The following is a 13,426-nucleotide window of genomic DNA, read 5'->3' as shown; positions in this document are numbered from 1 at the left end:
TTTTAGCAGGAGTAATAAAAAATTATAAATCATGAAGAAAAAGCTGTTTTCGTTGGTTATTCCTGCATTTTTCGCTTTAGCGGCAGTAGTTTCCTGTAAAAAGGAAAAGCCTCTTACCAGCGATAGCAATGAAGTGGCAACTACAAAAGATGGGACACAATATGTTGTGGATACTCTTAACAGCAGAGTGGAGTGGAAGGGATATAAAATTTTTAAATCTGAAAATACAAGCCATTTCGGTACTATTAAATTCGAAAGTGGCGATGTTACTGTAAAAGAAGGAAAACTGGAGAGCGGAAAATTTGTTGCCGATATGGCTTCCCTTACTTCTGAAGATCTGAAAAACGATACTGAAAATCTCAACAAACTTAACGGACATCTGAAAAGCGGGGATTTCTTCGAGGTAGAAAAATTTCCCACGGCTTCATATGAAATTACCAAAGTAACCCCTTTATCCGAAGGAGATTATAATACTTTACTGGATGGGAATTTAACCATTAAAGGCATTACAAAACCGGTTCAGTTTAAAGCCAATGTTTCCGTGAAGGAAGGTCTGGTAAATATTGCTACCGAGCCGAAAGACATTATGAGAGAAGAGTTTGGGGTGAAATTTCAGGCTCCCGCCGAAAATGGCGTGATAAAAGATGAGGTAACTCTTCAGATCAACGTGAAAGCTTTAGAAAAAAAATAATTTTTTTATTTAAGTGAAATAAGTGATTGAAGTCTGCCTCCCCAAAAGAGGCAGATTTTTTTTAACATTTTTAAGAAAATTATTCAACTGAAAAACCGTATTTTTGCAAAACATTTTGAAAGGGTAAAACAATGATAGAAAAGATAGAAGAATTACTCGTTGAGGTAAACGGCTTTAATGCTACATCTAAGGAGGAGATCGAAAACTTCCGAATCAAGTACAATGGTAAAAAAGGAATTCTGAATGATTTTTTTGAAAAATTCAAAGAAGTTCCCAACGACCAGAAGAAAGATTTCGGGCAGAAGATCAATACCCTGAAGCAGGCTGTTAACGTGAAACTGGAGGATTTGAAAAATGCTTCTGCATCTTCTATTATCGTAGAAAAAGAAGATCTTACAAGACCGGCGTTTCCTTTGGATCTGGGATCAAGACACCCGATCAATTTAGTGAAAAACAGGATCATCGAAATTTTTAAATCTATCGGTTTTGCTGTGGCAGACGGTCCTGAAATCGAGGACGACTGGCATAACTTCACGGCACTGAATCTTCCGGAATACCATCCGGCGAGAGATATGCAGGATACTTTCTTCATCGAGCAGAATCCGGATATTTTATTAAGAACACATACTTCTTCCGTACAGATCCGTTATATGGAAGAAAATCAGCCGCCGATCAGGATTTTATCGCCGGGAAGAGTGTTCAGAAACGAAGCGGTTTCTTCACGTTCCCACTGTATCTTCCACCAGATTGAAGGTTTATATATTGATGAAAATGTAAGCTTTGCAGATTTAAAGCAGACCATTCAGTTCTTTACAACAGAGCTTTTCGGAAAATCAAAAATCAGACTGAGACCTTCTTATTTCCCTTTTACGGAACCAAGTGCAGAAATTGATGTGTATTGGGGATTAAACTCAGAAACAGATTACAGGATCACGAAAGGAACAGGATGGCTGGAAATTATGGGATGCGGAATGGTAGATCCTGCCGTTTTAAAGAATGTAAACATCGATCCGGAAAAATATTCAGGTTATGCTTTCGGGATGGGAATTGAAAGAATTGTAATGCTTCTTTATCAGATGAGCGACATCAGAATGTTCTTTGAAAATGATATCAGAACATTAGAGCAATTCAAAACTTTATAATTCGTAAAGTCTAAATAAATTTAAATCCTGTAAAAATTCAATTTACAGGATTTTTTACTATTTTTATGGTAACCTTGTTTAAAATTTTCAATTTTTACAGAAAGTTTTAACAAATGGATCTATTTCTTTACTGTTAAAAAATAAACAAAAACACACTTACTAATAACTTACACAAAATGTCCAAAAAATTATTGAATTTTAAAGCGAGAAAAATTATCCATTACTCATTGCTCGTTTGTATTCTGTTCATTCAGCTTCTTATTGCCGGTTTTTTCTATAATGAATTTATTTCGAGGAAAAATTTAACCTTTTTTGAAAATCAGCTTAAAGAAGTTCATACGCTGGAAAATCTTACGGACAATTCCCGCGGAGAACTCCTGAATGCACAGAGTTTTCTTCAGAAATATATGGTGAGTAATGATAATACCTATCTCGATTCTTACTTTACTTCTCTTAATAAACTGGGTAAAAATCTCGACAGTATCGGACATTACGAAAACAAATATCCGAAGCTTAAAAACGTTTTAACCTCCAAGAAGAAAGATTCTATGGAGATTAAAAAGCTGAAATCTCTGATAGATTCCACCTACGAATATTCTACGAAATCTAACTTTAAGGTAGAGAACAGCCTTCCGAAACTGGAAAAATACAGCATCAACTACGATTTTGATAAATTTAAAGTAGAAACAAAAACAATTTCCGATACGGTAAAGAAAAAAGGGCTTTTTGGACGTTTGGGAGATGCTATTTCCGGAAAGGAAAATGTACGGAAAGAAAGTACGATTATTACAGTAAAACAGGGAAAAGAAGCCAGCCCTGCCAATATTAAGGCTGAATTCGACAGTATTTTTAATGAAGTGAACAATCATTATAAGGGAGAAATTAAGAAAATTCAGGTAAATGTGGTGAGAAACCAGAACAACAGCGGTAATTTCTATAAAATTTTTAATAATCTTCTCGTTTACAGCAATGGTTTAATGAATATCTACGAAGTTGCCATTAAGGATTCAAAAGCTGAACTGGAAAAAGAATATCAGAAGCAGAATTCAGAAAGCAACAGAATTAGAAAAAATCTGGTATTCGGTGCGATGATCCTGATGTTCATTGTTTCCGTTTTGATTATGTTCCTGACCAGAATTGCATTTATTTATGAGAAAAAACTGAATGCTGCCAATAAGCAGATTAGTGAAAACCTGAATTTCAAAAATAGAATTTTGGGAATGCTGAGTCACGAACTGAGATCGCCTCTGAAAATTATAGGGTTATTCATCAACAGAATCAATAAAAGAACAGAAGACGAAAAGGTGAAAGAGTATCTGAAATCCATCAGTTTTACCAATGATTCTCTGCTGATGCAGGCGAACCAGATTTTGGAATACACGAAAAATCAGGCGGTTGAAAATAAACTTATTCCGGTGAAGTTCAATCTTAAAAACGAGATCACTTCAATTCTTACTTCTATTGAACCGTACATTGAAACCAGAAACAACAGATTCATTATTGATGAAAATATTAACCAGAACATCAACGTTTATTCAGATAATAAAAAAATCAACCAGATTTTCATGAATATTCTGGGAAATGCCAATAAATTTACTGAAAACGGACAGATAAAAGTCATCACAAAAACGCAGCCTGTTGACGAAAATACAATATCTTTGATTACAGAAATCAGCGATACCGGTGTCGGAATTTCCAAATCTGATCTTGAAAAGATATTCGAACCTTATTATCAGGGAGTTTTATCGGAAGATGTGGAAAATCTCGGAGCAGGATTGGGATTGAGTTTATGTAAAGAAATCATTGGTTTGTATGATGGCGATATTTCGGTTTCCAGCGAGGAAGGAAAAGGGACTACCGTACATTTTTCTGTTAATTTAAACATCAGTAAATGAGTGAAATAAAATCGGGAGCTGTGAGGTTTTTGCTTGCAGATGATCATAGTCTGATAAGGCAGGGAGTTGTTTTTCTTCTGGAAGATATGGATTGGGAGAGTGAGATTTTTCACGCTTCCAATTTGCAGCAGCTTATGAATTCTATACAGGAACAACCGGTGGATATTGCAATTATAGACGCTCATTTTCCCGATGGAAACAGCATTACTGTTGTTCCGGAGATTAAAAAAATAAGTCCGGAAACCAAGATTCTTATTTTTACAGGAATTGAAGAAAGCGCCCATTCTTTAAAATTCTTAAATGCGGGAGCAGACGGATTTCTAAGCAAACTGAGCGAAGAAGAGGAAATTGCAGAAGCAATAAAGAGAATGTACAGCCATGGAAGTTATATTTCTGAGGTTACACAGGCTTTGTTGAGAAATTCCATAAGCAACCCGACACTCATTAATCCTTTGTTGTCTTTAACGGAAAGGGAACTCCAGATCGCGGAAATGTACGCGGAAGGTCTTGGAAATCTTGAAATTGCCAACCGGCTTGATATTAAACAGAATACGGTAAGTACACTTAAGAAAAGAATTTTCGATAAACTTAACATCGAAAATATTGTAGAACTTATTGAAGTGATGAAAAATCATTACTAAACTTTAAAATACATTTTGAAATTGAGATCATGAAATAATAATATTTCGTGATTTTTTTTATTAAAATGATTGCTTTTTCGCTAAAGTATTGAATTATTTATCGTTGTAGATAAATATCTACAAGCTTAGCGATATATATCTAAAGGATTTATTAGAATTATATACCACAATGTGCCTACATTTGTATCAACAAAAGCAAACAATTATTAACCGATAATTAAAAGTGATTTTTGATTCTGAAAACACAAATGATGAAAAAAAATTATTTCAGAATCAGAGATACTAAGACACAAATGATATTTGTATCGTGATTGCAGAGCAGCAATGCTCTGTAACAGATACTAAAAAAAGGGTAGCAAAGGTTAGAAAGCAGCCTAAAAAAACACACACAATGAAAATCAAGCCTCCGAAATTTCGGAGGCTTGACGTTTTTAATTACTGACCTAAGAAACAAAACGTAATTAAAAACAAGATTCTATTGAAAATATACAACGGTTCTGTTAAATCAACGATTAACCTTTCTTCTTCGTCCAGTTTTTTATCCTGTTATAATCCAGAAAGTACGTTAACTTTAGAGAAATATTATTCACAGTAGGTTCGCTGAAAAGCATATCATAGTTTCTCTTCACATTCAGCCTTGAAAATTCAAGATAATTGGAAGTGGCATTCCTGTATAATAATGTCAACTGACTTCCCGGAGCAAACCACCACGAAAATCTTAAATCGACATTCCATGCATTGTAGGTTCCGTTTAAATTTTTATCAAAAGCATTGGTTTCTGCAATACTTCCGTCCTGATTCAGCGTGTAAAACTGTTTGTAGGTAACATCCGAAAAATAATGTCTGAAAGTTAATGTAAGAGCCATTTTTTCATTAAAAGTATACTTTGAAGTCAGTGCATTTTCGTAGGTATTTCGCTGTCTTCTTCCGATGAAAATATCAGAGCTGTTTTTCCCTGCAAAACCTGTTTCATTATTGCTGAAGCTCGGATTAAAGCTCCAGTTTACATTAAATTTGTCTGAAAAACGGTAACGAAGTCCGAAATTGGTAAGAACCTGATTTCTTCCTTTTTCATCGTACGCATAATAATCGAAACTGAAATTAAGCTGTAACTTTTTTCTGCTGTCGCTTTCAAACCATATCCATGAATCGAAGTATTTGGGAACTTTCAGATGTCTCCCAAAAGTTCTGGGTTCGTAAATATCATTCTGGGTAAAAGGGGTAAATTCTATTCCTCCTCCGAAAACCCTGAAATTTTTATCGGTAAAACTGTTATTGTTATTAAAAATCAGATTCTGAAAAATAAACGGTTCCAGTCTGTGAAAATAATTCAGATTAAAATTCAGATACATATTGTTGAACGTTTTCGTAGGCTGCAAAATTCTGTAACCGTACCACGCGTTGTAATTTCCGAAATTGGTTCTTGTAGAAAATCCTACATCGTTGATGTCCCAGTCTTTTGTAGTGACATTTCCGTTGATATTAAAACGGTTTTTCCCTGAAATTTTTGCAAAGCCAAGCTCACCTCTAGTCCCGAATTTCGTTTCACCATCCATCACCCAGCTTCCTTTTAAACTTCCGAAAGTATTGTAAGTATTTTTTTTGTTGTTGATATCCCAGAGAATTCCCGTTGCATTGGCATCGCGGAAATCTCCGTTTCGGGTAACGTTGGTATTCACCAAAGAGACAGAAGAATTTCCGTTAAATCGCTGATCAAAAACCAGAACATTGTAATTCGTCCACGGTTCTACGACCTCTCTTCTCACTTCCCCGGTTTCATGGTTTAATATCGTAGCTTCCATTTTTTGCGTTATTCCGTTAAAAAAACCGATTCCCAATCCTTTTTTTGTTCTTCCCGAAATTTTAAAAGCATTGAATAATTTTACCTTTGAAGGATATTCTGTTACCTCTTCATTGTCATTGGTTGCAGGATATCTCGAAGGTTCTCCGCCGACTCTTCTTGAATAAAACATTCCACCTTTACTGAATAATTCGGTTCCTTCGGTGAAGAATGTTCTCTGCTCGGAAAACTGCTGTTCAAACGGGGTTAAATTTAAAATCGAATTATCAAAATTTGCCTGTCCGAAATCCGGAATCAGAGTCATATCGAAGGTAAAAGCATCATTAATACCGTATTTTACGTCCATTCCACCATTCACATTGGCAGTATTTTTTCCGTCGAAACTGTTGACGTACGTGGAAAAATAAGGTGTGAAAGACAATCGGGTAGGAGGATTGATATTTTCAATTCCGTTTAAAACACCATCAAATAATGTATAAGAGTTTTTTGCATTATCCACAAAATTCCAGTCATAAGTAGTTTTTGTACGCTGAATCCTGCGGAACATATTCATTCCCCATTCCTGGACGTTACTTTTTGGAAATCTAAGTTCGGAATAAGGGATTTTCATTTCTACCGCCCATCCTTTTTCGTTGATTTTTGCGCCGCTGTACCAGATGGAATTCCATGTGTCATCTTCTCCGTCCGTCGTGATTTTTGCATCAAACTGAACGCCGGCTGCGGTTACCATAAATTCCAGACTCTGCTGTTTGTCGTTGTATCCGTTTAAAGTAATTCCAAAAAAATCATCATTTCCTACGCCGTCTCTTTCTGTGAGTTCTTTGGCAATTTTATGGGGAGTAGGATCGTACATCTGGGCTCCGAAGTAAATTCCTGTATCATCATATAAAATTCTGACTTCCGTTCTGATAGAATCTGCCTGAAGTTTTCCGTTGTTGGGCTGTCTTTCTATAAAACTGGTAGCAACAGGAGCATTCCGCCATTCTGCATCATCCAGAATTCCGTCTATTTTGGGAGAAGATGAGGTTTTTGTGATGACGATGTTTTTTCTGACAATCTGCGCATCTTCCTTTTTCTGAGAATAGGTGAGTAGGGAAGATAAAGTAAGGCAAATTGCCAGGATCTGAGTTTTCATAGTTCAGTTCTTAATGTTTTAAACAAGACAACCGAAATCTGAAATCTATTACATAAGAAACAAAAAAATGTCTGCAAAATTTGCAGACATCTTATTTCTAATGATTTACAATGAATTTATTTTGTAAACTTTAAAGGATATTTTACATTTTTATATCCGTCGATACTCGCTTTTAATGATCCGACTGCCAATTCAGCTTTCAATAAAATAGGAATATGATTGGCGTCGTTGGAAACCCACATCGTTACTCCTTCTTTTTCTTTAAAAACCCTTCCGCTTTTCACAGACGGAATAATTTTTAAACAATTAATTGTCCCGAATTTGGTATCCAGATTTTCAGTTCCCACTACTTTTAGCTGAAAAGGAAACATTTCATCATCAATCCATACATTCATGTTGATTACTGTTCCGGTTCTCAGTTCCGCGGCAGTTTTACTTCTTAAATAGTAGAAGCACGAAAGCATATCCTGAACTCCTTTTACAGATTTTATTACTTTCGATCCGTTTGCCGGCGTTTTCTTGTCCGTTAAAACCAATGTGTTATTGTCATGATTGAAGGTTGTTTCCAGATGCTGTCTGTAGCTTCCTTCCCGCACGTTTCTTACATAAAAGCTCGGAAGTTCAGTCTGCATATTGATGTAGCTTTCATAAAAATCTTCTACCTTAAAAAACGCTCTTACTGCTCCGGTTGTCTGTCCCGTTCCTCTTACATGGAGATGCGGAGCTCCTTTGAAGGTGGTTTTCTGTGCCGTAAGATTAGCGGTACCCGCATTCAGAAATCCGTAATGGATTCTCAGCGTAATAGACTCTCCGTCTGCAATATTATCAATCTGTCCAAATCCCAGAATGAATACAAATATCGAAATAATACTTAAAAATTTCTTCATAATTAAAATTTTACAAAAACATTGCCAAATTCAATAACTTTAAAATATGAAATATATTTGACAAATCTCAGTTTTTTATTTAGACTGAATTAAATATGCTTCGCATTAAAATTAGTAAATTTGCGATCACAAGTATAATTAAATTATCTTATAATTATGATAACGACGGATATATTGATCATAGGAGCCGGTCCTACAGGACTTTTTGCTGTATTTGAAGCAGGTTTATTAAAAATGAAGTGCCATATTATTGATGCACTTCCTCAACCGGGAGGACAGTTGGCTGAGCTTTATCCTAAAAAGCCTATTTTCGATATTCCGGGATATCCTTCTGTAAATGCGGGGGAGCTTGTGGATAATTTAATGGAGCAGATCAAGCAGTTTCAGCCGGGATTCACTTTGGGAGAGACCGCAGTTTCTTACACAAAAGTGGATGACGAATGGTTTGAGGTAGTTACGAACAAAGGAACTGTTCACAGAGCGAAAGCTATTGCTATCGCAGGAGGTTTGGGAACTTTCGAGCCGAGAAAACCTACGATTGAAAATGTAGCCGATTACGAAGAAAAAGGTCTTGAATATTTTGTAAAGGAGCCTGAACATTTCAGAAATAAAAAAGTAGTGATTGCCGGAGGAGGAGATTCTGCACTGGACTGGAGTATTTTCTTATCAAATGTGGCAAGTGAAGTTACTCTGATCCACAGAAGAAACGAATTCCGTGGCGCTCTGGATTCTGTAGAAAAAGTTCAGGATCTTAAAAATCAGGGTAAAATTAAATTAATAACTCCTGCGGAAGTTACTGCCATTAAAGGTGACGGAAAGGTAGAAGCGATTACGGTTGCTATTGACGGACAGGATCCTTACGATATTGAGACAGATTATTTTATTCCGTTATTCGGTTTAACACCAAAATTGGGAGAAATCGGAAACTGGGGACTGAATATCGAGAAAAATGCAATCGTTGTAAACAATGCTTTGGATTATCAAACGAACATCGACGGAATTTACGCGATCGGGGATATCAATACTTATCCGGGGAAATTAAAGCTGATTCTTTGCGGGTTCCATGAAGCTACTTTAATGTGTCAGAGTGTTTACAACAGACTGAATCCGGGTAAAAAATTCGTTCTGAAATATACAACGGTAAGCGGCGTAGACGGATTCGACGGAAGCAGAAAAGAGGCTGAAAAGGCAGTTGTGAAAAAAATTGACTAATTTTGTTGTCTGTTGTTGAATATCAATTACCATAACAATCAACTATTAACGATCAACAAAAGATGAGCGATATTAATATAAAAATTACCGATAGGGAAGGAGTTACGCACGATGTTGTTGCGCCAACGGATATGTCCATGAATCTGATGGAAATCATCCGTTCTTATGAACTGGCGGAAGAAGGAACCATCGGAGTTTGCGGAGGAATGGCTATGTGTGCTTCATGTCAGGTTTATGTAACCAACGATCCGGGATTGGACGAAATGGGCGCAGAAGAAGATGCCATGTTGGGTGAAGCATTCCATGTACAGGAAAACAGCAGACTGGGCTGCCAACTGCATATCGTTCCAGAAATGGAAGGTCTGGAAGTGGAAATCGCTCCTTATCCTTAGAAAGATTTTAACTTACCATAAAATAAAAGCCTCCCGAAGATTTTCTTCGGGAGGTTTTTTAATAAGTTTTGATATTAGAAATAAAGAGATTTATTTTTTCATATAAATCTCGAAAAAATTATAATCAACTTCATAAATTACTTTAGGTTTTAACCCTAGTTCAACTTTCTCGAATAATTCAACTAATTTTTTTCCATCAATTAATTCTATCGGAGGCGCGCCATCTCGTGATGCTTCTCTTTTCGCATCTTCAGAAAATGTTCCAGTTGTAAGAATTATACCTTTATCAGCTCTTCCAATCATGGCATTTCTAAAATCTCCGATTTGGGATCTTGAGACTGTCCCTTTGTATCTTTTGCATTGAAATAAAACTTTCATACTTACAAATGGATTAAGTTCTAACGTTCCATAGCCATCGATTCCACCATCATGAGAGGCTTGCGTCACATTTACATTTTCAAAGCCATGCTCACGAAGCAATCTTTTACAAATATGTTCAAATCCATTTGGGGTGACAGACTGTAATACTTCCAATAATGTAGGAGTAATTTCATGTTCTAATTCTTCAGGTTCTTCCTCTTCTTGGAATTCAACAATTTTGGCTTTCGGTGTTTTTTCTTTTTTAGCTTTCTGATGAATTTCAACCCATTTTAAGAATATTTTTCTTGAATCGTCTAATGTTAAAAAAGTATTTTGACCTTTAGATGATAAAGTCCAAACACCTTTTTTAGAGTTGTCTAATAAACCTTCCCATACAAGATATTGTCTTGCCCATGCTACTTGATTATCAAATCTTAGAATCCCAGATTTCATGACTTCTTCACGTTGAGAATCCGGAACTTTTTCTTTTTTAGCAATTTCTTCCACAACTTCTTTAGGTCGTCCAGAACCACCTAATTCTCTTAAAGCATTTAAAAGTGGACCAAACCAATTTGTAAATGCAGCCTGCTTAGTTTTCTTTTTTGCTTCACTCATGTTACATAGCTTCTTACAATTGAATATCCAAAATCAAAACGACTTTGGATATTCAATATAGCAATTTTACAATTTTATTTCTGAGGAATGTTGGCTAAAATATCTTTCAGGAAACTCCAGAATTTCTGTGCCGAAGGAATATTTGCCTTTTCATCTGGAGAGTGTGCCCCACGAATGGTCGGTCCGAAACTTACCATTTCCATCTCAGGATAATTGGCTCCAATGATTCCGCATTCCAGACCTGCGTGACAGGCTACAACGTGAGGTTTTTCAGTGAATTTCTCCACGTAAATTTTTTCCATCAATTGAACGATTTCAGAACCCGGTTTTGGTTTCCATCCCGGATAAGAACCGCTGAAAACTGTATTCATTCCGGCAAGTTCAGCAACCGATTTTAACTGTTCAGCCACCGAATCTTTAGATGATTCTACAGATGATCTGGAAAGGTTTAAAATTTTTAATACACCGTGTTTTAATTCAACTCTTGCGACGTTGTTGGAAGATTCTACCAGATCTTTTACATCCGGACTCATTCTATACACTCCGTTATGAAGAGATTTCAATGTTAAAATAATCTTTCTGGAATCTGCTTCTGAAATCGCTTTCTCTGAAGTTGTCGTGTTTTCGATATTGATCTGAAGACCGGCTTCAATGCTTGCAAACTCGTCTAAAATTTCTTTTTTAAGTCCGTTCGTCACTTCTTCGATAAATTCCTGAGCATTTCTTACGGAAGCAACAGCAACGGCTTCTCTCGGGATGGCATTTCTCAATCCGCCTCCGTCAATAGAAATCAGCTGAATGTTTTCTTTTTCCAAAGCCTTATAAAGAAGTCTTCCCAAAATAACATTTGCATTTCCGAAGCCTTTGTGAATATCCATTCCGGAATGCCCTCCTTGTAAACCTTTTACTTCAAATCTCACGATTTGTCCGTTTGCCGCTTCAGTTTCGTAGTTTTGGGAGATCGTTACATCAATTCCTCCGGCGCAGCCGATATCAATTTCATCGTCTTCTTCGGTATCAAGATTCAGAAGGATATCTCCGGTTAACTGTCCCGGTTTCAGACCTAAAGCTCCTGTCATTCCTGTTTCTTCATCAATGGTGAAAAGTGCCTCCAAAGAAGGGTGTGGAATATCTGAACTTTCCAGAATAGACATGATCGTTGCTACTCCTAAACCATTGTCGGCTCCCAGAGTGGTTCCTTTTGCTTTTACCCAGTCTCCATCGATTTCCATTTTGATTCCTTCTGTTTCAAAATCAAAATTTACATCATTATTTTTTTGGCAAACCATATCCAGATGCGATTGCAGAACCACAGATTTGTGGTTTTCCATTCCCGCTGTTGCCGGTTTTTTAATGATTACATTTCCTACTTCATCAACGGTGGTTTCCAATCCTAAGTTTTCACCAAATTCTCTGATGAACGCAATTACTTTTTCTTCTTTTTTTGAGGGTCTCGGAACCGCATTTAATTTGGAGAAATTTTTCCAGATAATCTGCGGTTCTATATTAGATAGCTCCATGAAATTTATTTTTATCAAAATTACGAAATAAAAAATGCTCCCGATCATTCAGAAGCATTCTTTTTTATTGTTTCAGGCAGATTTTAGCATCCGCATTCTCCGTAAATAGGCATAGTGACAACCGTTCCGTCCGGTTTTTCAATAGTAAGCGTGCCTTCAAAAAGTAAAGCTTCTTCTCCTTTTATTTTTTTACCTTTTACCGAGATTTTATAATCGTCGCTTTCAATTTCTTTGCTCAGTTCTTCGTCTACTTCCATATCGCTTGAAGAGATCAGATTCATGGCGAGTCTTTTTCCGTCCAGCTTCATGTAGGCTGTTTTTCCGGCATCATCTGCATAAATGTATTTTTCGTTTTCAAAATCCGACTTGCTTTTTGCAAAATAGCATGAACATTCCTTAATTTCTTTCGGAAAAGGAAATGGATCAACGGCAATACCTGTTTTCTGGGCATCTGTTTTTACAGAATCCTGAACGACCGTTACAGAATCTTTTTTTGCCGGATCGGAAACTGTTTCTTTATCTTTTTTACAGGCAACCATAAGGAAAGCCGAAAAGAAAATGATTACATATTTCATCGTGTATTATTTAATTTAACCTAAAAATTTTCGAAACTTAAAGGTAAGGAAAATTTAATGTATAGATTTTTCTGATAAAGTTTAACCGTTTGAAATCATTCATATATCATTCCAAATTAAATTCATCAATTTTTTTCAGAATGATATTGCTCCAGTCTCTTTCATCCGGTGAAATGATGATGGTTTTAAATCCGAATTTTTTTCCTTCCATTTCAATTCCGGCAGAATCATCAATATGAATATCTATGCCGAATTCCGGAGGAAATTTAGAAATATTTTTACCTTTTCTTATCACTCTTCTGTCATGCAATTGCTGATTGATGATAAAATCAACCGGAATACTGTAAGATAGAAACATCAGCTTAATTTTTAAGGTACTCCTGTAAGAAGTTGTATAAATATAAATTGTATGTTTTCTGTCTCTTAGTGCTTTAAACAAGGCAACTGTTCCGGATCGAATCCTTTCGCAACCGATAATTTTAGCCCAAAAAGTCTCTTTTTCCAAAGGAAATCTTTGAAGGGAAATAATAGTATCGTCCAGATCAAAAGAAATTGTCAAG

12 protein-coding genes are annotated in these 13,426 nt (G+C 36.1%); 6 read left to right on the top strand and 6 right to left on the bottom strand.

Going from position 1 to position 13,426, the window contains the following annotated elements; translation table 11 throughout:
• Positions 1 to 31 precede the first annotated feature (31 nt).
• The 4 genes from H6W52_RS14660 (at position 32) to H6W52_RS14645 (ending at position 4,369) form a co-directional block, all read left to right on the top strand.
• On the top strand, positions 32 to 691 hold the full coding sequence (locus H6W52_RS14660) for a YceI family protein (RefSeq protein WP_116098996.1): 660 nt from the start codon (positions 32 to 34) through the stop codon (positions 689 to 691).
• Between the two features lie 131 nt (positions 692 to 822).
• Entirely contained in the window at positions 823 to 1,833 is a 1,011-nt protein-coding gene (pheS, locus tag H6W52_RS14655) for a phenylalanine--tRNA ligase subunit alpha (RefSeq protein WP_076395712.1), read from the top strand.
• Positions 1,834 to 2,009: 176 nt separating this feature from the next.
• Positions 2,010 to 3,728: a sensor histidine kinase gene (locus H6W52_RS14650; protein ID WP_185216773.1), complete on the top strand. Its 1,719-nt coding sequence runs from the start codon at positions 2,010 to 2,012 to the stop codon at positions 3,726 to 3,728.
• Positions 3,725 to 4,369: a response regulator transcription factor gene (locus H6W52_RS14645; RefSeq protein ID WP_116098998.1), complete on the top strand. Its 645-nt coding sequence runs from the start codon at positions 3,725 to 3,727 to the stop codon at positions 4,367 to 4,369. The genes H6W52_RS14650 and H6W52_RS14645 overlap by 4 nt, the downstream gene beginning before the upstream one ends.
• A gap of 512 nt (positions 4,370 to 4,881) precedes the next feature.
• Here the strand turns inward: H6W52_RS14645 and H6W52_RS14640 are convergent.
• Both H6W52_RS14640 and H6W52_RS14635 read right to left on the bottom strand, forming a co-directional pair.
• Positions 4,882 to 7,305: a DUF5916 domain-containing protein gene (locus H6W52_RS14640; RefSeq protein ID WP_116098999.1), complete on the bottom strand. Its 2,424-nt coding sequence runs from the start codon at positions 7,303 to 7,305 to the stop codon at positions 4,882 to 4,884.
• Between the two features lie 116 nt (positions 7,306 to 7,421).
• Complete coding sequence (locus tag H6W52_RS14635; RefSeq protein WP_116099000.1) at positions 7,422 to 8,192, bottom strand: DUF3108 domain-containing protein; 771 nt, start codon at positions 8,190 to 8,192, stop codon at positions 7,422 to 7,424.
• Between the two features lie 156 nt (positions 8,193 to 8,348).
• Here H6W52_RS14635 and H6W52_RS14630 point away from each other — a divergent pair, with 156 nt between their 5' ends.
• Positions 8,349 to 9,404 (top strand): NAD(P)/FAD-dependent oxidoreductase, encoded by a 1,056-nt coding sequence (locus H6W52_RS14630; protein ID WP_076395722.1) that lies wholly within the window; start codon positions 8,349 to 8,351, stop codon positions 9,402 to 9,404.
• Positions 9,405 to 9,466: 62 nt separating this feature from the next.
• Positions 9,467 to 9,796, top strand: a complete 330-nt coding sequence (locus H6W52_RS14625) for a 2Fe-2S iron-sulfur cluster-binding protein (RefSeq protein WP_087707626.1) — start codon at positions 9,467 to 9,469, stop codon at positions 9,794 to 9,796.
• A 90-nt stretch (positions 9,797 to 9,886) separates the two neighbouring features.
• Here H6W52_RS14625 and H6W52_RS14620 read toward each other — a convergent pair whose 3' ends face one another.
• From H6W52_RS14620 to H6W52_RS14605, 4 genes are all read right to left on the bottom strand, one after another.
• Positions 9,887 to 10,771 carry a restriction endonuclease gene (locus H6W52_RS14620; RefSeq protein ID WP_087707629.1) on the bottom strand — a complete coding sequence of 295 codons (885 nt, stop codon included), beginning with the start codon at positions 10,769 to 10,771 and terminating at the stop codon, positions 9,887 to 9,889.
• A gap of 74 nt (positions 10,772 to 10,845) precedes the next feature.
• Positions 10,846 to 12,291, bottom strand: a complete 1,446-nt coding sequence (locus H6W52_RS14615; RefSeq protein ID WP_116099019.1) for an aminoacyl-histidine dipeptidase — start codon at positions 12,289 to 12,291, stop codon at positions 10,846 to 10,848.
• An 83-nt stretch (positions 12,292 to 12,374) separates the two neighbouring features.
• Positions 12,375 to 12,866 (bottom strand): hypothetical protein, encoded by a 492-nt coding sequence (locus H6W52_RS14610; RefSeq protein ID WP_116099001.1) that lies wholly within the window; start codon positions 12,864 to 12,866, stop codon positions 12,375 to 12,377.
• 106 nt (positions 12,867 to 12,972) lie between these two features.
• On the bottom strand, positions 12,973 to 13,425 hold the full coding sequence (locus H6W52_RS14605; protein WP_116099002.1) for a hypothetical protein: 453 nt from the start codon (positions 13,423 to 13,425) through the stop codon (positions 12,973 to 12,975).
• Between the last annotated feature and the right edge of the window lies 1 nt (position 13,426).

Origin of the sequence: Chryseobacterium sp. C2(2020) (assembly GCF_014218915.1) — a bacterium.
Lineage (GTDB): Bacteria > Bacteroidota > Bacteroidia > Flavobacteriales > Weeksellaceae > Chryseobacterium > Chryseobacterium mucoviscidosis.
Note: the sequence above shows the minus strand (reverse complement) of the source record. Positions and strands in the feature narration are given on the sequence as shown.

Bases quoted from the DNA above. Each gene is read 5' to 3' on its own strand.
- H6W52_RS14660 (WP_116098996.1), top strand. From the start codon at position 32: ATGAAGAAAAAGCTGTTTTCGTTGGTTATTCCTGCATTTTTCGCTTTA.
- pheS (WP_076395712.1), top strand. From the start codon at position 823: ATGATAGAAAAGATAGAAGAATTACTCGTTGAGGTAAACGGCTTTAAT.
- H6W52_RS14650 (WP_185216773.1), top strand. From the start codon at position 2,010: ATGTCCAAAAAATTATTGAATTTTAAAGCGAGAAAAATTATCCATTAC.
- H6W52_RS14645 (WP_116098998.1), top strand. From the start codon at position 3,725: ATGAGTGAAATAAAATCGGGAGCTGTGAGGTTTTTGCTTGCAGATGAT.
- H6W52_RS14640 (WP_116098999.1), bottom strand. From the start codon at position 7,305: ATGAAAACTCAGATCCTGGCAATTTGCCTTACTTTATCTTCCCTACTC.
- H6W52_RS14635 (WP_116099000.1), bottom strand. From the start codon at position 8,192: ATGAAGAAATTTTTAAGTATTATTTCGATATTTGTATTCATTCTGGGA.
- H6W52_RS14630 (WP_076395722.1), top strand. From the start codon at position 8,349: ATGATAACGACGGATATATTGATCATAGGAGCCGGTCCTACAGGACTT.
- H6W52_RS14625 (WP_087707626.1), top strand. From the start codon at position 9,467: ATGAGCGATATTAATATAAAAATTACCGATAGGGAAGGAGTTACGCAC.
- H6W52_RS14620 (WP_087707629.1), bottom strand. From the start codon at position 10,771: ATGAGTGAAGCAAAAAAGAAAACTAAGCAGGCTGCATTTACAAATTGG.
- H6W52_RS14615 (WP_116099019.1), bottom strand. From the start codon at position 12,291: ATGGAGCTATCTAATATAGAACCGCAGATTATCTGGAAAAATTTCTCC.
- H6W52_RS14610 (WP_116099001.1), bottom strand. From the start codon at position 12,866: ATGAAATATGTAATCATTTTCTTTTCGGCTTTCCTTATGGTTGCCTGT.